The 19,546-nt window shown below is 65.2% G+C and carries 15 protein-coding genes; 9 read left to right on the top strand and 6 right to left on the bottom strand.

The features are described 5' to 3' along the window. Positions 1 to 179 precede the first annotated feature (179 nt). Entirely contained in the window at positions 180 to 983 is an 804-nt protein-coding gene (locus AABM56_RS08505; protein ID WP_263258708.1) for a cation transporter, read from the bottom strand. 68 nt (positions 984 to 1,051) lie between these two features. On the opposite strand from AABM56_RS08505, the gene AABM56_RS08500 reads away from it, so the two are divergent. Then, the gene (locus AABM56_RS08500; protein ID WP_347884010.1) at positions 1,052 to 1,495 is read left to right on the top strand and encodes a helix-turn-helix domain-containing protein; all 444 of its coding nucleotides are present in this window, start codon (positions 1,052 to 1,054) and stop codon (positions 1,493 to 1,495) included. A gap of 106 nt (positions 1,496 to 1,601) precedes the next feature. Here AABM56_RS08500 and AABM56_RS08495 read toward each other — a convergent pair whose 3' ends face one another. The 3 genes from AABM56_RS08495 to AABM56_RS08485 form a co-directional block, all read right to left on the bottom strand. Next, on the bottom strand, positions 1,602 to 2,222 hold the full coding sequence (locus AABM56_RS08495) for a LysE family translocator (RefSeq protein WP_263258710.1): 621 nt from the start codon (positions 2,220 to 2,222) through the stop codon (positions 1,602 to 1,604). A gap of 108 nt (positions 2,223 to 2,330) precedes the next feature. Beyond that, positions 2,331 to 2,819, bottom strand: a complete 489-nt coding sequence (locus AABM56_RS08490) for a hypothetical protein (RefSeq protein ID WP_133859468.1) — start codon at positions 2,817 to 2,819, stop codon at positions 2,331 to 2,333. Between the two features lie 217 nt (positions 2,820 to 3,036). Next, on the bottom strand, positions 3,037 to 3,423 hold the full coding sequence (locus AABM56_RS08485) for a response regulator (RefSeq protein WP_187978937.1): 387 nt from the start codon (positions 3,421 to 3,423) through the stop codon (positions 3,037 to 3,039). Positions 3,424 to 3,656: 233 nt separating this feature from the next. Between AABM56_RS08485 and AABM56_RS08480 the strand changes: the two genes are divergently transcribed. From AABM56_RS08480 to AABM56_RS08460, 5 genes are all read left to right on the top strand, one after another. Next, complete coding sequence (locus AABM56_RS08480) at positions 3,657 to 5,270, top strand: histidine kinase famiy protein (RefSeq protein WP_187978936.1); 1,614 nt, start codon at positions 3,657 to 3,659, stop codon at positions 5,268 to 5,270. A gap of 224 nt (positions 5,271 to 5,494) precedes the next feature. Beyond that, complete coding sequence (locus AABM56_RS08475) at positions 5,495 to 6,988, top strand: ATPase domain-containing protein (protein WP_187978935.1); 1,494 nt, start codon at positions 5,495 to 5,497, stop codon at positions 6,986 to 6,988. Further along, positions 6,985 to 9,087 carry a response regulator gene (locus AABM56_RS08470; RefSeq protein WP_263258711.1) on the top strand — a complete coding sequence of 701 codons (2,103 nt, stop codon included), beginning with the start codon at positions 6,985 to 6,987 and terminating at the stop codon, positions 9,085 to 9,087. Before AABM56_RS08475 ends, AABM56_RS08470 begins: the two co-directional genes overlap by 4 nt. 35 nt (positions 9,088 to 9,122) lie before the next feature. Further along, positions 9,123 to 9,608, top strand: coding sequence for a GNAT family N-acetyltransferase (locus AABM56_RS08465; protein ID WP_263258712.1), 486 nt, complete (start codon positions 9,123 to 9,125; stop codon positions 9,606 to 9,608). 512 nt (positions 9,609 to 10,120) lie between these two features. Beyond that, positions 10,121 to 12,034, top strand: coding sequence for a methyl-accepting chemotaxis protein (locus AABM56_RS08460; protein WP_347884009.1), 1,914 nt, complete (start codon positions 10,121 to 10,123; stop codon positions 12,032 to 12,034). 686 nt (positions 12,035 to 12,720) lie between these two features. Here the strand turns inward: AABM56_RS08460 and codA are convergent. Together codA and codB are read right to left on the bottom strand one after the other, a co-directional pair. After that, a complete protein-coding gene (gene codA / locus AABM56_RS08455) occupies positions 12,721 to 13,962 on the bottom strand; it encodes a cytosine deaminase (RefSeq protein WP_208694716.1) in 1,242 nt (413 codons plus the stop codon). Positions 13,963 to 13,972: 10 nt separating this feature from the next. Next, positions 13,973 to 15,235 carry a cytosine permease gene (gene codB / locus AABM56_RS08450; protein WP_263258714.1) on the bottom strand — a complete coding sequence of 421 codons (1,263 nt, stop codon included), beginning with the start codon at positions 15,233 to 15,235 and terminating at the stop codon, positions 13,973 to 13,975. A gap of 198 nt (positions 15,236 to 15,433) precedes the next feature. Between codB and AABM56_RS08445 the strand changes: the two genes are divergently transcribed. The 3 genes from AABM56_RS08445 to AABM56_RS08435 all read left to right on the top strand — a co-directional run bounded on the left by AABM56_RS08445 (position 15,434) and on the right by AABM56_RS08435 (position 19,546). Further along, positions 15,434 to 16,351, top strand: coding sequence for a 3-hydroxyacyl-CoA dehydrogenase family protein (locus AABM56_RS08445; RefSeq protein ID WP_263258715.1), 918 nt, complete (start codon positions 15,434 to 15,436; stop codon positions 16,349 to 16,351). Continuing rightward, entirely contained in the window at positions 16,348 to 17,790 is a 1,443-nt protein-coding gene (locus AABM56_RS08440; RefSeq protein ID WP_263258716.1) for a sigma-54-dependent Fis family transcriptional regulator, read from the top strand. The genes AABM56_RS08445 and AABM56_RS08440 overlap by 4 nt, the downstream gene beginning before the upstream one ends. Before the next feature lie 361 nt (positions 17,791 to 18,151). Then, a complete protein-coding gene (locus AABM56_RS08435) occupies positions 18,152 to 19,546 on the top strand; it encodes a GntP family permease (protein WP_133859478.1) in 1,395 nt (464 codons plus the stop codon).

The raw sequence follows: 19,546 nt of genomic DNA, 5'->3' as shown, positions 1-19,546 counted from the left end.
AGCTATTTGCTCTGGCGATGCTCGCCTCTTTTCTCTCCTGCATGACTGCTCCGGCAGGCACTCGTCTTGTTCTCCGGCATGCCAAACCGAGAAGCGGACGTCTCGGCGGTGGATTGTCCGCGCCCCAAGGGGGCGACGAGATCGCCTTGTCCGCCCCTGCCTGCACAGCGACAGACCGCCTACGGGCGGCCTGGCTTTTCCACGGCTTCAAGAGCCCCCTTGCTGTCAGCGGCGCAGCACGAAGCAGCCGGAGCGCGCTGGCCAGGCTCAACGATGACCGCTGGCGTCTTACCGCCGCCGCAGGAAGGCACCGGCGGCGCTTGCATCGGAGCGGCTTGCAGCTCCTGCACTGGCACTCCCTGTCCTTCCGAAGCAATACGCCACGCGCGGTAGGCTTCACGACTGACCTGCCAGGCCGAGTGCAGGAACAGCGCGGCGATGGCCAGACCGACCAGGACGTCTGGCCAGAGGCTGCCAGTGACAGCCACCAGGATGGCAGCCAGCACCACGCTGGTATTGGCGACCAGATCGTTCCGTGAACAGATCCAGGTGGACCTCATGTTCAGATCGTCCGCGCGATGGCTGTACAGCAGATAGAAGCAGTAGGTATTGGCGAGCAGTGCGACGAGTCCGACCGTGCCCATCCAGTCGGCCTGGGGCACCTCCTGCAGGATCACCTTGCGCACGGCGTCCGTGATCACCAGCACGCCGAACAGCAGCATGAAGCCGCCTTTCACCAGGGCAGCACCAGCGCGGGCTCTATCACTTCGATGCAGCACGAACAGCGTCAGCGCATAGACCGAGGCATCGCCGAACATGTCCAGGGAATCCCCGAGCAGCGCCGTCGAGCCGGCCAGCCAACCGGCCGCGAACTCCACCAGAAACATCGCCGCATTGATCGCCAGCACACTGTAGAGCACGCGACTTTGGCGACCTCGCAGCTGAGCCAGCTCGCTGGCCTTGTCTTCGCAGCAACTGTCCACGGCACTCTCTCGGCAACACTCAGGATTTGCCCTAGGCTGAAGGTTATAGTCGCTATAAGGTCAAGGCCATGAACGCTCCTACGTACACCATCGGTCAGCTGGCCAAGGCCACGGATACCAAGACCGTCACCATCCGCTACTACGAAAAGGAAGGCTTGCTGCCGTCCTCGACGCGCTCTGCGTCCGGCTACCGGCTGTACGGCCCGACCGAACGGGATCGGCTGCTCTTCGTCAGACGTGCCCGCATGCTGGGCTTCAGCCTAGATGAAGTCCGGGAGCTACTCGGCCTGGCGGATCGGCAGCAGGCGCCTTGCGCTGCCGTGGATAGCCTCGTGGCAGAACACCTGCGGCAGGTGCGGCAGGTGCGGCAGCGGCTTGCCGATCTGCAAGCCCTGGAGAGCGAATTGCAGCGGCTGTTGGCGTGCTGCCACGGCGGGACCATAGCGGAATGCAGGATCATCGAGTCGTTGGCTGGTACGTCGATGCCTGGAGGCGGGCGCTGCCTTGGCTAAAAGGGGCATCCACCTGCGCACTTGCACCCCAAGGCCCGCCAAATGCGGGCTTTGTCGTTTCTGGCGTCTGGCTTTGACGTCCTCTCGGAAGCGCCCCTCCCCCTCTCTACCGCCGACTCAGCGCCAGCTTTGCGGCGAACAGCAGGAAGACCACGCCCGTCATCCGATCCAGCCAGCGGATCACCGCGGCCTTGCGCAGGGCCTCGCCCAGGGTGCGGGTGGCGCCGATCAGGGTCAGGGACCAGAGCAGCCCCAGCGCCACATGGATGGCGACCAGGCCGAAGGTCCAAGCGATCAGGGGTTGGCCCTGGGGAATGAATTGGGGCAGGAAGGACACGTAGAAGATACCGACCTTGGGATTGAGGATATTGCCCAACATGCCTTTCACGAACCAGTTGGAGGCTGTGCCACCCTCGCCTGCCGTTGGCATGAGGGCCGTACGAGGGCGCAGCAGCAGGTTGAGGCCGAGCCAGCAGAGGTAGGCGGCCCCACAATACTTCAGCAGCGTATAGGCCAGTTCCGAGACCGCCAGCAGCGCGCCCAGGCCGAAGGCTACGGCGGCGCCCCAGAGCAGGCAGCCCGCGTTGATCCCCAGGGCCGCACGCCAGGCCTGGGCGCGTCCTTCGACGGCGGCGGTGCGCAGGATCAGCGCGGTATCGAGGCCTGGGGTGACGGTGAGCAGGGACGCGGCCAGGGTGAAGGCCAGCAGGTTATCGGCGAGGGCCATGACAGGGCTCGTTTCGGCTGGGAGCTTGGAAACGGTAGCACGGGGTCAGGACGGCGATCAGCCTGCTCTTGAATTGCCATGGCCGCCCGCAGGCGGCCATGGCGAGGCTCAGCCGGCAGCGCGGAAGGCCGGTTCCTGCTCGGCGATGTAGCGCGCGGCGGCGCGGCGGGCTTCCAGTCCGAAGGCCTGGGGATTGCGATCGACGATGCGCTCCAGGGTCCCGCGGGGAATGCCGTCGGCTTCGAAGTCGGTGCGGCACTGCAGGGCGCCGGCGTGGCAGACGTTGCGTTCGACCGCCTCGATCAGGCCACCGGCACGCAGGGTCTTGACGATGTTATGGGGCAGGCGCCGACTGCGGCGCAGGGCGGCCGTGGCCGTGGCCAGGACGTCGAGGATCTCGTTTTCCACCGGGGTGAAGGGGCCGTTGCCGAGCTTGCCCTTCTGCATCAGGTAGCGGCGCGAAAGCAGCCTGCCCTGGCGTTCGAGGGCTTCGCGTGCGGCCAGGTCGAGGCGACCGCGGCTTTCCAGGCTGCGCTCCAGCGCAATGAGAAATTCCCAATCGGTGATCTGAGAAATCTGGGTGATGACTGCGTCCATGAAGCGCTCCTTGCCAGTCGGGAATAGATGGCACATTGATAGCGTTCAGCGCTTTTGGTTCCCTGTAAAACAGGCATGCCGACGGACGTCATATCATTTGGCCAGTTGAAACGGGGTACTGCCGACGAGCGCGTCTATTCGGGGGACGAAAGGAGGCGTAACTAGACCAGGATGGCAGGCCGGCTCGGGCAGGTTGCGCCACCCTTGAAGCAGGCCCCTAGCGACGCGGCAGCAGGCTCTCGACCAGTTGGCTGAGGTCGGCCACGCTCCAGGGCTTGGGCAGGAAGGCCGCCCGGCGCGGCAGGATGGCGAGATCCTGGTCGATGTAGCCGGAGATGATGATGAAGGGGATCGTCGGCCAGCTCACGGCGGCAAGCTGGGCGAAGGCCAGGCCATCCAGCATGCCCGGTACGTTGACATCGGCGATGACCATCTTGGTATCGCTGCCACGGGTGTCCATGTGCGCCAAGGCCTCGTCACTGGAAGCGACCGCCACGACATCCAAGCCCTGTTCGGTGAGAATTTCGGTCAGCAGCTCGCGCTGGCCCGCATCATCTTCCAGAACAAGAATTTGTCTTTGTATTTCAAGGCTTCTCGGCTTCATGGCAGGTCAGACAGCGAAGGCTGAAGAGGTTCTCCCGAAACCTACCTAACGGTCACCTGAGGCAGGTGAGCGGTACACTGGCAAATGGCCGCCAAAGCCGCGCCACGCTTGGCTTTCAGCTCCTAAAAGGGCGATGCCAGACCGCCTCGTGAGGGGTGCGGATGAAGTTTTCTCGCCGCTTGGCTGTCTGAGGGCCAAGACGCCCAATTTTGCCTGCCAAGGATTCCGCCTCCGTGAGCCAGAAGCACCCACCCCGCAAGGCGCGGGTCGACAATTCCGCGACGAGCGATGTTTCGCACGAGGGCAAGAACATCTTCTTCGCCGCCGTGGAAACCACGCGGATGCCGATGCTGATCACCGACCCCAATCAGCCGGACAACCCGATCCTGTTTGCCAACAATGCCTTTACCGACATGACCGGTTACGGGGTGGACGAACTGCTGGGACGCAACTGCCGTTTCCTGCAGGGGCCGGAGACCGATCGCTCGGTGGTCGCCCAGATCCGCGAGGCGGTGGAGCAGGAACGCGAGATCTCGGTGGAGATCATCAACTATCGCAAGGACGGCTCGACCTTCTGGAACGCGCTGTTCGTCTCGCCGGTGTACAACGATGCGGGCGAGCTGACCTATTACTTCGCGTCCCAGCTGGATGTCAGCCGGCGGCGCGACGCCGAGGATGCCCTGCGCCAGGCGCAGAAGATGGAGGCGCTCGGCCAGCTCACCGGTGGTATCGCCCACGACTTCAACAACCTGCTGCAGGTGATGATGGGCTATATCGACATCATCCAGCGCACCGCGGAAAAGCCCAGCTTCGACCAGGAGCGCATCGTCCGCAGCGCCACCCATGCCAAGTCGGCGGCGGAACGGGCCAGTACCCTCACCCAGCAGCTGCTGGCCTTTTCGCGCAAGCAGAAGCTCGAAGGCCGGGTGCTCAATCTGAACAACCTGATCCGCACCTCCCACGAGTTGGCGGAGCGGACCCTGGGCGACGTGGAAATCCGCACCCGGCTGGAACCCGAACTGTGGAATTGCCGCATCGATCCGACCCAGGCCGAAGTGGCGCTGCTCAATATCCTGATCAATGCCCGGGATGCCCTGGCCGATCGCCCGCAGCCCAGCGTGGGCATCGAGACGCGCAACGTCGAGGTGCGCGAACTGGCGAACATGTCCTACGACGGCCTGATGCCCGGTCGCTATGTCAGCCTGGCGATCACCGACAACGGTCATGGCATGCCCGCCAGCATCCGCGACCGGGTGATGGACCCCTTCTTCACCACCAAGGAAGAAGGCAAGGGCTCGGGGCTGGGTCTGTCGATGGTCTATGGCTTCGCCAAGCAATCCGGCGGTACGGTACGCATTTATTCGGAAGAAGACGTCGGTACCACGCTGCGCCTGTATTTCCCGGTGGATGACAGCCTCGTCACCCATCAGCAAGCGGAGCAGCGTTCGGACCGCCGCAGTGGTACGGAGCGCATCCTGGTGGTGGAAGACCGCCCGGATGTCGCCGAACTGGCCAAGCTGGTAATGGAAGACTATGGCTACACCGCGCAGATCACCTTCAATGCCAGTGAGGCGCTGAGGGTGCTGCGCGAAAGCGAGCAGCCGTTCGACCTCCTGTTCACCGACCTGATCATGCCGGGCGGCATGAATGGCGTGATGCTGGCGCGGGAGGTGAAACGCCTGCACCCGGGGATGAAGATCCTGCTCACCACCGGCTACGCCGAAAACTCGCTGGAGCGCACCGATATCGGCGGCTCGGAGTTCGAGGTGATATCCAAGCCCTATATCCCCAACGATCTGGCGCGCAAGATTCGCCGGGTGCTGGATGGGCCGAACGGGATCGCCTGATCGCAACGGCTTGGCGAGGTTGCACTGTGTCGGAGTGGCCGGCGGCGGGCCAGGGTATTAGACTTACTATAATTCAGTGCGGCTCTGGTCTCCGCCGTCGACTCCCGGCGTGACATCATCACTGCCCGCACCTTGCCGTCGGATTCTCGGGCTTGCCCGGAGCTCAGGCTGGGCCGCGGCCATGCTGTCCCCTTCGCTTCCGCCACCTTGAGGTCCGGTCACCCATGAATTCCCCTAGCCCGTCAATTATCGCGACAGGCAATACCGGTCTGGACCAGGTGTTGCGCGGCGGCTTACCCCGCGATCGACTCTATCTGCTGGAGGGTACACCGGGGTCGGGCAAGACCACCCTGGGCCTGCAGTTTCTCTTTGAAGGGGTACGCCGGGGCGAGTCGGTGCTCTACATCACGCTATCGGAAACCAGCGAAGAGTTGCAGAGCGTGGCCGAGTCCCATGGCTGGAGCCTGGAGGGCGTGGAGCTGTTCGAGCTATCCGCCGCCGATGCGGTACTGGGCGGTGCTCAGGAGCAGACCATCCTGCACCCCTGGGAATCCGAACTGGGCGATACCATCGAGCTGATTCAGGCGCGGGTGGATGAACTCAAGCCGAGTCGGCTGGTGTTCGACAGCCTGTCGGAGATGCGTCTGCTGGCCCAGGATCCCCTGCGCTATCGGCGTCAGGTGCTGGCGCTCAAACAGTTCTTCGCCGGGCGCGGCATCACCGTGCTGCTGGTGGACGACCTGACCACCAGTCCAGGCGGGCGGGACAACCACCTGCACAGCCTCTGCCACGGGGTGCTGACCCTGGAGCGCCTGACCCTGGACTTCGGCGCTGCCCGCCGCCGCCTGCAGATCCAGAAGCTGCGTGGCCGAGATTTCGTCGCCGGCTATCACGACTTCACCATCCGCCGGGGCGGGCTGGAGATCTATCCGCGGATCATCGCTGCGGGGCACTACGAAGAATTCCTTGGCGCCGTCGTCCCCAGCAACATCCAGGACCTGGACGCGCTGCTGCACGGCGGGCCCTTGCGCGGTACCAGCACCCTGATCACCGGTCCGGCGGGGGCCGGCAAGACGACGCTCGCCCTGCAGTTCGTGATGGCGGCCTGCGCGCGCGGGGAAAGATGCGCCGTATACGAATTCGACGAACGTATCGGCACCCTGCTCAAGCGTGCGGAAAGCATGGGGATGCCGCTGCTGCGCTATATCGACGAAGGTCTGCTGGTGGTTCACCAGATTCATCCCGCCGAGTTGTCGCCCGGCGAATTCGCCTGGCGCGTGCGGCAGGACGTCGAGGAAAACAACTGCCGGATGCTGGTGCTGGACAGCCTCAATGGCTACCTGGCGGCCATGCCGCAGGAGCAGCAGCTGATTCTGCAGTTGCACGAATTGCTCTCCTACCTGAGCCAGTCCGGGGTGGTGACCTTCCTTATCAATCCCCAGCATGGCCTGGTCGGCTCCATGACCTCCAATCTGGATATTTCCTACATTGCCGATACGGTGGTGCTGGTGCGCTTCTTCGAAGCGCACGGCCGTCTGCGCAAGGCCATTTCCATCCTCAAGCACCGCGGCGGCGGGCATGAGGATGCGATACGGGAATTGCGCATCGATACCCAGGGCATCCGGGTGGGTCAGCCGCTGGTGGACTTCCGTGGTGTGCTGACCGGCACCCCGGAGTATTTCGGTGCCAGGCAGCCCCTGATGGAAGAGCGCGATTGACCGAGTCCAAGACGCCTGCCTGCGAACTGATCATCTGTGCCCCGCTTCGCGGTGACGCGGCCAACCTGCAGCGGCTTTTTACCCAGGGCTATCTCACCCGCTACGTTGCCAGCCTCGACGAGGTCGCGGCGGCCCTGGGCGACGACACTGGCATCATCGTCTTCACCGAGGAAGCCCTGCGCCAGGACCTGAGCGCCCTGGCAGAGGCTCTGGAGCGGCAGCCCACCTGGTCGGATATCCCGCTGGTACTGCTGGCTTCCGATGCCAAGCGCTCGGGGCGTGGCAACGATCTCCTGCGCCGACAGCTGCCGGCGGCGACCACCAACCTGGTCATCCTCGAACGGCCGCTGAGTGGCGCCTCGCTGCTGAGCAGCGTCGCGGCGGCCTGGCGGTCGCGCCTGCGTCAGTTCGAGATGCGCGACCGCCTCGCCGAACTCGCCCAGGAACGCGAGCGCCTGCAGACGCTGCTGGAGAATCTGCCGGTCGGGGTGTGCTTCATGGATGCCGAGGGTCGGACCCTGGTCAGCAACCCCTTCTATGAGCAGTACGTGCCGGGTCAGCACATTCCTTCCCGGCAGCCTGGGGAGGTGTCGCGCTGGACCGCGCTCGACGACAGTGGCCGACTGTTGCCACCCGAGCGCTTTCCGGGTGCTCGGGCACTGGCTGGCGAGCGGGTCAAGGGCCAGGATTTCTATCACACCAGTGCAGCCGGCGAGGAATCCTGGCTGCGAGTGAGCGCGGTGCCGCTGCACGACGCCGGCCGGCAGATCATCGGGGCGACCACGGTGATCGCCGATGTCAGCGACGAGAAGCGCGCCGAACTGGCGCTGCGTCGCTTCAACGAAGAACTGGAACTCCAGGTCGCGGAGCGCACCCGCACCCTGGCGCTTACCCTCAGCGAATTGCAGCGGGAAACCGCCGAGCGCAATCGCGCCGAAGAGCAGTTGCGCCAGTCGCTGAAGATGGAAGCGGTCGGCCAGCTCACCGGCGGCATCGCCCATGACTTCAACAACATGCTCACCGGGGTGCTGGGCGCCCTGGATCTGATGAAGATCAAGAACAAGGGACAGCTCGCCGGCCTGGAGCGGTACATGGAGGCCGCGCAGCACTCAGCGCACCGGGCGGCCGCCCTTACCCAGCGGTTGCTGGCCTTTTCCCGCCGGCAGTCGCTGGAATCCCGACCGATGTCCGCCAACGAGCTGATCCTGGCGCTGCAGGAGTTGTTGCAGCGCACCGTGAGCGAACAGATCTCGGTGGAGCTGGCGCTGGGCGAGGACCTGCCCTGGATCCTGGCCGATGCCAACCAGCTGGAAAATGCGCTGCTCAACTTGGTGATCAACGCCCGCGATGCCATGCCGGATGGCGGTGTCGTGACCCTGGCGACCTCGCTGCTGACGGTCACCGAGCCGGGGACCGACGACGAGGCCCTGGCCCCGGGCGACTATGTCTGCATCGAGGTGCGGGACAGCGGTACCGGTATCCCGGAGCGGCTGCTGGACAAGGTGCTCGAACCCTTCTTCACCACCAAGCCCCAGGGCCAGGGCACCGGCCTGGGGCTGTCGATGGTCTATGGCTTCGCCCGACAGAGCAATGGCCGTCTTACCCTCGCCAGCGATGCCAGCGGGACGCAGGTCTGCGTCTTCCTGCCGACGGCCGAGCAACGCCACGAACCGAAACGGAGCGACCCGGCGGAATTCACCCAGGGTGCCGGCGAGACCATTCTCCTGGTGGAGGACGACGTCGCGGTCCGGCTGGTCAATCAGGAGGCCCTGGAAGCCCTGGGTTATCAGGTGTGGAGCGCGGCCGAAGGCAAGGCCGCGTTGCGCCTGCTGGATCAGATTCCCCAGCTGGACCTGCTGGTGACCGATGTCGGTCTGCCAGGCCTCAACGGTCGCCAGCTGGCGGAGGTCATCCAGCAGCTCAGGCCGCGGCTGCCGGTGCTGTTCCTTACCGGCTACGCCGAAGGTGCGCTCAGTAGGAACGCCTTCCTGGGTGGTAACATGGAGTTGATGACCAAGCCCTTCACCCTGGACCAGCTGGCTGCGCAGGTCGCCGCCATGCTGGCCGGATCCGCCAATCGGGCAGTGGTGCCCTCCTGAGGTCGGCGCCGCCCCGCGACCAGACCAAGGCACCCATGACCACCCAGATCCGCCCCGCCCGCCGCGAAGACGCCACCCGCATCCACGAACTGATCGTCGAACTGGCCGACTATGAAAAGGCCGTTCACGAGGTACTGGCCAGCCCGTCCCAGATCGAGGCCACGCTGTTCGCCGCCGATACTCCGACCCGGGCATTGGTCGCCGAGCACGACGGCGCGGTGGTGGGCTATGCCGTGTATTTCTACAGCTATTCCACCTGGCTGGGCCGCAACGGCATCTACCTGGAAGACCTCTATGTGAGCCCCAGCGCCCGCGGCACCGGCCTGGGCAAGGGGCTGCTGCGCGAACTGGCTCGGGAGGCGGTGGCCAACGACTGCGGCCGCCTCGAATGGAGCGTGCTGGACTGGAACACCCCGGCCATCGACTTCTATGAAAGCCTGGGCGCCAAGGCGCAGCGCGAGTGGGTGCGCTATCGCCTGGACGGCGCGGCGCTACGGGATTTCGCGGAAAGCGGGCGGTAGGTTTTCGTAGGTTGGGTTGAGCGCCGGCGAAGCCCAACACCGCCAACGTTGGGCTTCGACGATGGAGCCATCTCAGCCCGACCTCCGATATACCGACAAGGTCACGATAGATGAGCCGTCGTAGGTTGGGTTGAGCGTAGCGAAGCCCAACGGGCCATACCTGGACCGTACCATACTGGGCCGGCAGATGAGCCTTACCGGGTAGGAGCCCTACCGTCTGACCTTTGTAGATGAAGCCCAGCCGCCTGTCCTTACAGCAAAGCCGAACATCCCCTGACTGTCAGGGTTGACCAAATTTTCACATCTTCATTGTCAGATTAATCCAAAAGCTCTGCCCGCCTCTCTCTCTGCAGCCAAGTGTTGCGGCAGTAGCCGATAGCGCATCGCCGCGTTTTTCGGAGGGTCGCTATAGCAGATTCCAACTAAAAAAGTATCGCGATAATTAATGACTGCCGGCGCCCTGCGCGGCGGCCGCTCGCTCGCCTTAAAAGCCCTCTGTCCAGGTAGTCCATATGCAACATAATGGCTGGAATTTTCTTAGTAACATCAGCGTTCGGGCCAAGCTCACGCTTGGCTTTTTCCTGCTCCTGGGCATGATCCTGCTGGTGGCCTATACCGGTTGGGAGGCCACTGACACTCTTCGTAATCGTAGTGAGCGAGCGAGCGACATCTCGGACTTCAGCACGATGGCGCGAGATATGCGCATCGAGCGCCTGCTGTACTTCGTCAAGGCCGATGACAATCAGGCTGGTAAGTGGCTCACGGCACTGGATAAGACGGAAAAGCAATTGCTGGCGATCAAGCCAAACTTCAAATCGCCCGTTAACGTCGCCCTGATTACGGATACGGAAGCTACCCTCAAAAGGTACCGTGAATTCTACAACCAGGCCGTTACCGCCACCCGCGCGCGGGAAGCCACGCGCAAGGTGGCGTCCGCTGCCGCCGAGGCCGCCAATGAGCAGCTCCTGGCACTGTCCAAAGCGGCCAGCGCGGAAAACGGTCGCTACGCGGATCGCCAGATAGTCACCGACCTGTTCCTCAGCGTGCAACGGATGCGCATGAACTTCCGCGGTTACGCCTCGCTGCCGAGCCCGGAGACCGAAGAGGCCGCGCGGACTGCTATCGCCGCGGTGCTGGCCCAGGTTAAAGGACTCGATTCGACTGAGCTGCCAAGCAACACCATCCAGGCGTTCTCCGGCGAGGTCAGCAACTATCAGCGCGAGCTGCAGCACCTGATTACAGGGCAGGCGGAGGTCGATAAGGCGCAGGGCGGTATCTCGACGTCCATCACGGCGATTCTGACCGTGGCCGACAAGATGACCGACATCCAGAATGACCTCCAGCTAGCCGATGCTGCCGGTGCCCGTCAGATGCTTCTGCTCTGGCTTGGCGTGGCCATTGTCCTGGGCCTGCTCAGTGCCTGGTTGATCACCCGCTCCATCGTGAGGCCGCTCAAGGAAACCGTGGCCTTGGCCGAGACCGTGGCCACTGGCGACTTCACTCATCAGCAGCAGGTCATCCGTAAAGACGAGTTGGGTGCGCTCCAGGCCAGCATGCAGCGGATGACCACCAATCTGCGTGGGTTGATCAGCGAGATGAAGGACGGCGTCGCGCAGGTGGCCAGCGCGGCCGAACAGTTGTCGGCCGTGACCGAGCAGACCAGCGCCGGCGTGCAGTCCCAGAAAGTCGAGACCGACCAGATCGCCACCGCGATGCAAGAAATGACGGCCACCACCCACGAGGTGGCACGCAATGCCGGCGAAGCCGCTAGATCGGCTCTGGAAGCCAGCCAGCAGGCCCTGCAGGGCGATGAGGCCGTCAGCAAGGCGGTCGCGCAGATCGAGCTATTGGCCAGCGAGATGGATTCGACCAAGACCGCCATGGCCACGCTGCGCGGTCATGCCGAAAGCATCGGCGGGGTGCTTGATGTGATCAAGGCCGTAGCCGAGCAGACCAACCTGCTGGCGCTGAATGCGGCCATTGAGGCAGCCCGAGCGGGCGAGGCGGGTCGCGGCTTCGCGGTAGTGGCCGACGAAGTCCGCGGGCTGGCCCAGCGCACCCGCTCTTCCACCGACGAGATCGCGCAGCTGATCACCGGCTTGGGTCAGAGTACCGACCGGATGGCGGTGGTGCTCGAGCAGAACATGCTGCTGACCGACAGCAGCGTAGGACTGTCGCGTGAGGCCGGTGAGATGCTCAAGCATATTACCCGGGCGGTGCGCGATATCGAATCCATGAACGAGCAGATTGCCTGCGCCGCAGAGCAGCAGAGCGCTGTGGGCGAAGAGATCAGCCGCGGCGTGACCAACGTGTGCGACATCTCCGATCAGACGGCCGCCGCCAGCGAGGAAACCGCCTCGTCGAGCATGGAACTGGCGCGCATTGGCGTTCGCCTGCAGGAAATGACCAGTCGCTTCAAGGTATAGGACAAGCAGGCGCGACCGGGTCGATCATGCATGAAACGCCGATGAGATCGACCCGCCATAACGCCAATGGACCGACCTGCCTGCTTTCGTGACTTCAGCGGCAGGAAGCCCTCTGCGCGCTTCGCGGAACAGCAACGCCAGGGGTTGGCGTGGAACGACTGCCCGTACCTGCACGACTACTTTTCCAACCCGGAACCACGCTCGTTTCCCCAAATAACAACCTATCTTCGCTTGACCTTGGTCCTGCAGGGGATGCACGTGGAAGATGCCCAGAAAGATAAAATGAAGCTGCTTGGCTGGGCACTCGCAATAATGGTAACGGGGCTAGCCTGCCTGTTCACAGTCGTCATGCTCGAGGTCTCTTGACCAGGCGCTTGGTCATGAGGCGATCTCGGAGGCCAGCACCTGTGCCTGAAGCACGGCGTTGGCGGTCCATCGATGCGGCCGCTCCGATACCCTGGCTCCCCGTAAGAGTGGCCCATGGCTGCGATCCGTGTCAGCCGTCACGTGGAAACGGCGCAGCCTTTTCCGCTGGGGCTTCGGCATGGGACTTGCCCTCACCCCAGCCCTCTCCCAGAGGGAGAGGGGGTTATTCGAGCGAGTGGCAGGTCTTTGTCGGTCCTGAAGAATCGCCAGCGACTGGCATGAGCCTGTCCGCATCGGCGGACCGCCCTGACCGCCACCCGTTACCGATCCGCCAACTCCACCTGCGCCGGGCGGCGCTGCATCAGCACCTTGCCGTTACGGATGGAATACAGCGGCAGGCCCTGGCTGCGGACCATCTCGTAGTCGCTGTCGGCGGACAGCACCAGCAGGTTGGCCGGTCTCCCCTCCTCCAGGCCATAGCGGTCGCCCAGGCACAGGGCCTTGGCACTGTTCACCGTGACCAGGTCCAGCGCCGATTGCAGGTTGCGATAGCCGAGCATGTGGCAGATGTGCAGCCCTGCTTCCAGCACGCGCAGGATGTTGCCGTTGCCCAGCGGATACCAGGGATCGACGATGGAGTCCTGGGCGAAGCAGACATTGAGGCCGGCCTCCAGCAACTCGTTGACTCGGGTCACGCCACGGCGCTTGGGAAAGCTGTCGAAGCGGCCCTGCAGGTGGATGCTCTCGGTCGGGCAGGAGATGAAGTTGATGCCGGCATGGGTCAGCAGGCGAAACAGCTTGGCGCAGTAGGCGTTGTCGTAGGAGCCCATGGCGGTGGTGTGGCTGGCGGTGACCCGCGACCCCATGCCGCGGCTGCGCGCCTCTTCGGCCAGCACCTCCAGGAAGCGCGAGTGGGGATCGTCGGTTTCGTCGCAATGGACGTCCACCAGGCAGCCGGTGCGCTCCGCCAGGTCCATGAGGAATTTCACCGAGCTCACCCCCTGGTCGCGGGTGTACTCGAAGTGCGGGATGCCGCCGACCACATCGGCGCCCAGGCGGATCGACTCCTCCATCAGCTCGCGCCCATTCTTGAAGGACTCGATGCCCTCCTGGGGAAAGGCGACGATCTGCAGATCGATCAGGTGCCGGGTTTCCTCGCGCACCTCCAGCATGGCCTTGAGCGCGGCCAGCGACGGATCGGTGACATCGACATGGGTGCGCACGTGCTGGATCCCGTGGGCGGCCAGGGCGCGGATGGTGCGCGTGGCGCGGGTTTTGGTGTCTTCCTGGGTGATGGTGGCCTTGCGCTCGCCCCAGCATTCGATGCCTTCGAACAGGGTGCCGCTCATGTTCCAGCGCGGCTCGCCGGCGGTCAGGGTGGCATCGAGGTGGATGTGCGGCTCGACGAAGGGCGGCACCACCAGGTTGCCGGCGGCGTCGAGGTCGTCCGGCCCTACCGCGGGAGGCATCAACTGCTCGGCGATGGCGGCGATGCGTCCGCCTTCGAGGCGGATGTCATGGAGGCCTTCGCGGTCACGCAGGCGGGCGTTGAGGATGCGCATGGTCGATCTCCTAGAGCGAAGCGGGGGCGGCGGTACGACGATCGCGACTCAGGCCATTGAACACGCCATAGCCGAGCGCCGCCACCCCGATGCCCACCAGGGGCGCGACCCAGGGTGAATTGAAGGCCGCCAGGGTGCCCAGCCCATAGGCGGCCAGACCCGGCCAGTTGTAGTGCGGCAGGCGGGCCTCGGCGAGCAGCGGATAGCGGCCGCGGTGGCGCAGCCAGAAGTCGGCGACGATCACCCCGCCGATGGGCGGGATCACCGTGCCGAGCAGCACCAGATAGGGCACCAGCAGGTCGTACATGCCTAGCAGCGCCAGGGCGGTGCCGATCAGGGCGCCGGCCAGGGTCACCGTCTTGCGGCGGCTGGTGCGCACCAGGTTGCAGCCGGCCACGGCGAAGTTGTAGATGGTGTTGTCCTGGGTGCTCCAGATGTTGAGCAGCAGCATGGCCAGGGCGGCGGTGGCGAAGCCCTGCAACATCAGCACCTCCACTACGTCCGGTTGCTGGTAGACGATGGCGCCATAGGCGCCGATCAGCACCATCAGGCCGTTGCCGAGGAAGAAGCCGATCAGGCTGGCCAGTACCGCCACCCTGGTGGAGCGGGCGAAGCGCGTCCAGTTGGTGGCCTGGGTGGCACCACTGACAAAGGTGCCGAACACCAGGGTGATGGCGGTGGACAGGTCCAGGCTGCTGCTGGGCTGGATCGCCAGCAGGCCGGCCAGGCCGCCGGCCTTGGCGGTGGTCACGCTCATGGACAGGATCAGCAGCAGCGCCATGGTCGGCACGGCGATCCAGGAGAGGATCTCCAGGCCCCGGTAGCCGATGTAGGCGGTGGCGCAGAAGCCCAGGCCGAACACCGCCATCAGCGCCAGCACCGCGCCCTGCTCCAGGCCGAAGTACTTGCCCAGCACCACCGCAGCGGTGGCCGTACCCCAGGCGTACCAGCCGATCTGGGTGAAGCCGAGGATGAGGTCGCACAGCTTGCTGCCGCGCTCGCCAAAGGCGAAGCGCCCCATCAGCACCGAGTTGAGGCCGCTGCGACAGGCGATATGGCCGAGGGCGGCGGCATAGAGACCCAGCAGCAGATTGCCGAGGGCGATGACCAGCAGCAGGTCGGCGAAACCGAAGGCCACCCCCAGCTTGCCACCGGCGAACATGGTGGCGGTGAAGAAGGTGAAGCCCAGCAGCACCATGGCCAGGGAGGCCAGACCCTTGCGGGCGTGGGGCGGCACTTCGCTCAGGGGATAGTCGTTGCCGGCGTTGCTCATAAGGGACTCCTCGGGATGGACGTGCCTGTCCTGTAGCAGTGCCCATGCCAGCCCCTGCCAAGGAGCGAGACAGAGCCCAGCGTCCCGCAACGAATCCATTACCGGGGCCCGCCTTTGGTGCAAGGCGGCGATCCGTGCCTTGGCCGGGGGCAGTCAAGTGTGAGACGGTTGCCGCGGCCGTCTCACAAGGAAAAGATCATGACCACGCCACGCCTCGCCGTCCTGGGTTCCGGTCTCATGGGCATCGGCATCGCCGTGCATCTGGCGCGCCACGGCCATGCCGTGCGGCTGCAGGACGTCGACCCCGTCCGCCTCGCCGAGGTGGCCGCCACCGCGCGCACCCTGCTCGCCGAGCTGGAAGAAGCCGACATCGCGGTGGACACCGAGGCGGTGATCGCCCGCCTGACCACCACCACCGACCTGGCCGATCTCGCCGATTGCGACCTGCTGTTCGAAGCCGTGCCCGAGCGCCTGGAGCTCAAGCACCGGCTCTACGCCCAGCTTGAAGCCGTGCTGCGCCCCGATGCCCTGATCGCCAGCAATACCAGCGGCCTGCCACCGGACGAGCTGGCCGCGCACCTGCACCATCCCGAGCGCCTGCTGATCGCCCACTTCTGGAATCCGCCGCACTTCATCCCGCTGGTGGAGCTGGTGCCCGGCACGGCCACCCTGCCCGCCCATCTGGAATCCGTGCGCCAGCTGTTGGAGACCGCCGACCTGGAGGCCGTGGTCTTGCAGCACGCCATTCCCGGCTTCGTCGGCAACCGCCTGCAATTCGCCCTGCTGCGCGAGGCCCTGCACATCGTGCAGAGCGGCGCGGCGGATGCCGAGACGGTGGACCGGGTGATGCGCGCCTCGCTGGGCCGGCGCTATGCCATGGTCGGTCCGCTGGAAGCGGCGGACATGGGCGGCCTGGACACCTTTCGCGACATCGCCAGCCACCTCTGGCCGACCCTGGCGCGAGACGAGGCGCCGCTGCAGCTGCTGGAAGACCAGGTGGCGGCCGGCCGCACCGGCCTGCGCAGTGGTGCGGGCTTTCACGAGTGGGACGCGGCGCGGCGCGAGCGTATCGTCCAGCGGCGGCTGCACCAGCTGCGCCATGCGCTGAAGCCATGAGTCGCCCCTCGCCCGGCCTGCCGGACCTGGAGGACTACGCCGAGATCCGCCAGCGGGCGATCCGCTCGCTGTTCGAGATCATCGAGCAGACCAGCAATGGCACCGTGATCGTCGACCGCGAGGCGCGCATCGTCTGGATCAACCAGAGATACGCCCAGCACTTCGGCCTGCCGGATGCCGCCGCCGCCATCGGTCAGCCGGTGGAACAGATCATTCCCCATAGCCTGTTGCGCGAGGTGGCGCGCAATGGCCAGCCGATCCTGCTGGACATGCTGGAGACCCGCAACGGACCGCTGGTAGTGATGCGTCTGCCGATCCATACCGACGAAGGCGAGTTGATCGGCGCCATCGGCTTCGCCCTGTTCGACCAGCTGCAGCAACTGGCGCCGCTGGTGACCCGCTACCTGCGCATCCAGGAAGAGCTGGCCACCACCCGGCGCTCGCTGCAACACGCCCGCACCGCCAAGTATGGCTTCGGCCACTTCGTCGGCAGCGGACCGGCCAGCCTGGAGGTCAAGCGTCGCGCCCGGCGCGCCGCCGCCAGCGAGGCCGCGGTGCTGCTGCTGGGCGAGACCGGCACCGGCAAGGAGTTGCTGGCCCACGCCATCCACGGCGCCTCGCCACGCGCCGGGCGGCCCTTTGTCAGCATCAATGCCGCGGCCATCCCGGAAAGCCTGCTGGAAGCGGAATTCTTCGGTACCGCGCCCGGCGCCTTCACTGGCGCCGAGCGACGGGCCCGCCCGGGCAAGCTGCAGATCGCCCAGGGCGGCACCCTGTTTCTCGACGAGATCGGCGACATGCCCCTGGCCTTGCAGGCCAAGTTGCTGCGGGTACTGCAGGAAAAGGAGTACGAGCCGCTGGGCTCCAACGAGGTGCTGGCCTGTGACGTGCGCATGATCGCCGCCACCTCGCGTGACCTGGAGGCGGCCGTGGCTGAGGGGCGCTTTCGCGCCGATCTCTATTACCGGCTCAATGTCCTGCCGATCCGCATTCCACCCCTGCGAGAACGCCTCGACGACCTGGGGGTGCTGGCCGAGGCCATCCTCGCTGACCTGCGCAAGCTGAACGGACAGCCAATGCCCGAATTCACCGCCGACGGCCTGGCGCTGCTGCAGCGCCAACCCTGGCCCGGCAACGTGCGCGAGTTGCGCAACGTGCTGGAACGCGCCGTGCTGCTGGGTGACGACAGCCAGCTGGATGCCGCGGCGCTGACGGCGGCCCTGGGCATCGCCCCCGCCCCCTCGACGACCGGCGAGTCGATCGGTTACCGGACCGGCGAAACCTACGCCGAAGCCCGCCAGCGCTTTGATCGCGAGCTGCTGCAGGGCGCCCTGGCCGCCTGCGGCGGCAAGGTGGACGAAGCCGCGCGCCGCCTGGGCCTGGGGCGGTCCACGCTGTACAAGAAGCTGGTGGCGCTGGGGCTGATGTCTCAAACATGAGACATGTCCAGATATAGAGACGCAGTCCGTAGGAGCGGCCCATGGCCGCGATAGATCGTTTATCGCGGCCATGGGCCGCTCCTACAGAGTCACGGCGTAGGCTGGTTTGAAACCGCTTTATCGTCGAAGGCCAACATTGCCGCACGTGGACTGATGTTGGGCTTCGCTTCGCTCAGCCCAACCTACGGGGTCTAGCTTTTGAGACAATCTATCGGTAGCGGGCAGAGATCAAAATAAAAGATTATACAAAACAACAACTTACAAAGCTGGCACGGTTCTGGCTCCTGCATTCGGGCGATTCCTGCATCGCCCTTATAACAACAAGAACCGCTTCGCCCCAGGCGAAGCTCTAGGAGAAGCCATGAGTGTCCTGATTGCACTCGCCGCCCTGGCGCTGCTGATGTTCGCCGCCTACCGGGGTTTCAGTGTCATCCTCTTTGCCCCCCTCGCCGCCCTCGGCGCCGTGCTGCTTACCGATCCGTCCGCCGTGGCGCCCGCCTTCACCGGGGTGTTCATGGACAAGATGGTGGGCTTTCTCAAACTCTATTTCCCGGTTTTCATGCTAGGCGCCCTGTTCGGCAAGCTGATCGAGCTGTCGGGCTTTTCCCGTGCCATCGTCGCCGCGGCTATCCACCTGCTCGGGCGCGAACGAGCCATCCCGGTGATCGTCGCGGTCTGCGCCCTGCTCACCTATGGCGGTGTGTCGCTGTTCGTGGTGGTCTTCGCCGTCTATCCCTTCGCAGCGGAGATGTTTCGCCAGAGCGACATCCCCAAGCGGCTGATTCCGGCGACCATCGCCCTGGGCGCCTTCTCCTTTACCATGGATGCCCTGCCCGGCACGCCGCAGATCCAGAACATCATCCCCACCAGCTTCTTCCAGACCACCGCCTGGGCCGCGCCCTGGCTGGGCCTGGCCGGTTCGCTGTTCGTCATCGCCGTTGGCCTGACCTACCTCGGCAGCGCCCGCCGCAAGGCCCGCAACAGCGGCGAAGGCTATGCCAGCGTGCCGCTGCGCAACGAACCCGAGACCGCCGCCGACCTGCCGCTGCCCAACCCCTGGCTGGCCCTGGCGCCGCTGGTGCTGGTAGGCGTGCTCAACCTGCTGCTGACCCGCTGGATTCCCGACTGGTATGGCGCCACCCATAACCTGGCCCTGCCCGGCATGGCCAAGCCGGTGACCCAGGAGGTGGCCAAGCTGACTGGTATCTGGGCGGTCGAAGGCGCGTTGTTGGCGGGCATCCTGCTGGTGCTGGCGACCGGCTTCGGCGCCATCCGCGGGCGCCTGGCGGAAGGCAGCAAGACCGCCGTCTCCGGCGCCCTGCTGGCCGGGATGAACACGGCGTCGGAATACGGCTTCGGCGCGGTGATCGCCGCCCTGCCCGGCTTCGTGCTGTTCGCCCAGGGCCTCAAGGCCATCCCCGATCCGCTGATCAACGAGGCGGTGAGCGTGACCCTGCTGGCCGGCATCACCGGTTCCGCCTCGGGCGGCATGAGCATCGCCCTGGCGGCCATGAGCGACACCTTCATCGCCGCCGCCAATGGCGCGGGCATTCCCCTGGAAGTCCTGCACCGGGTGGCGGCCATGGCCAGTGGCGGCATGGACACCCTGCCGCACAACGGCGCGGTGATCACCCTGCTGGCGGTGACCGGCCTGACCCACCGCGAAGCCTATGGCGGCGTGTTCAAGATCACCCTGATCAAGACCGTGGCGGTGTTCTTCGTCATCGCCCTCTACTACCTGACCGGCCTCGTCTAA

Origin of the sequence: Pseudomonas aestiva (assembly GCF_039908605.1) — a bacterium.
Lineage (GTDB): Bacteria > Pseudomonadota > Gammaproteobacteria > Pseudomonadales > Pseudomonadaceae > Chryseomonas > Chryseomonas aestiva.
Note: the sequence above shows the minus strand (reverse complement) of the source record. Positions and strands in the feature narration are given on the sequence as shown.

What these genes read in the sequence shown, in the direction of transcription:
- AABM56_RS08440 (WP_263258716.1), top strand. Translation starts at nt 16,348, where the DNA reads ATGAGTCGCCCCTCGCCCGGCCTGCCGGACCTGGAGGACTACGCCGAG.
- AABM56_RS08475 (WP_187978935.1), top strand. Translation starts at nt 5,495, where the DNA reads ATGAATTCCCCTAGCCCGTCAATTATCGCGACAGGCAATACCGGTCTG.
- AABM56_RS08435 (WP_133859478.1), top strand. Translation starts at nt 18,152, where the DNA reads ATGAGTGTCCTGATTGCACTCGCCGCCCTGGCGCTGCTGATGTTCGCC.
- AABM56_RS08445 (WP_263258715.1), top strand. Translation starts at nt 15,434, where the DNA reads ATGACCACGCCACGCCTCGCCGTCCTGGGTTCCGGTCTCATGGGCATC.
- AABM56_RS08465 (WP_263258712.1), top strand. Translation starts at nt 9,123, where the DNA reads ATGACCACCCAGATCCGCCCCGCCCGCCGCGAAGACGCCACCCGCATC.
- AABM56_RS08490 (WP_133859468.1), bottom strand. Translation starts at nt 2,819, where the DNA reads ATGGACGCAGTCATCACCCAGATTTCTCAGATCACCGATTGGGAATTT.
- AABM56_RS08485 (WP_187978937.1), bottom strand. Translation starts at nt 3,423, where the DNA reads ATGAAGCCGAGAAGCCTTGAAATACAAAGACAAATTCTTGTTCTGGAA.
- AABM56_RS08460 (WP_347884009.1), top strand. Translation starts at nt 10,121, where the DNA reads ATGCAACATAATGGCTGGAATTTTCTTAGTAACATCAGCGTTCGGGCC.
- AABM56_RS08495 (WP_263258710.1), bottom strand. Translation starts at nt 2,222, where the DNA reads ATGGCCCTCGCCGATAACCTGCTGGCCTTCACCCTGGCCGCGTCCCTG.
- codA (WP_208694716.1), bottom strand. Translation starts at nt 13,962, where the DNA reads ATGCGCATCCTCAACGCCCGCCTGCGTGACCGCGAAGGCCTCCATGAC.
- codB (WP_263258714.1), bottom strand. Translation starts at nt 15,235, where the DNA reads ATGAGCAACGCCGGCAACGACTATCCCCTGAGCGAAGTGCCGCCCCAC.
- AABM56_RS08500 (WP_347884010.1), top strand. Translation starts at nt 1,052, where the DNA reads ATGAACGCTCCTACGTACACCATCGGTCAGCTGGCCAAGGCCACGGAT.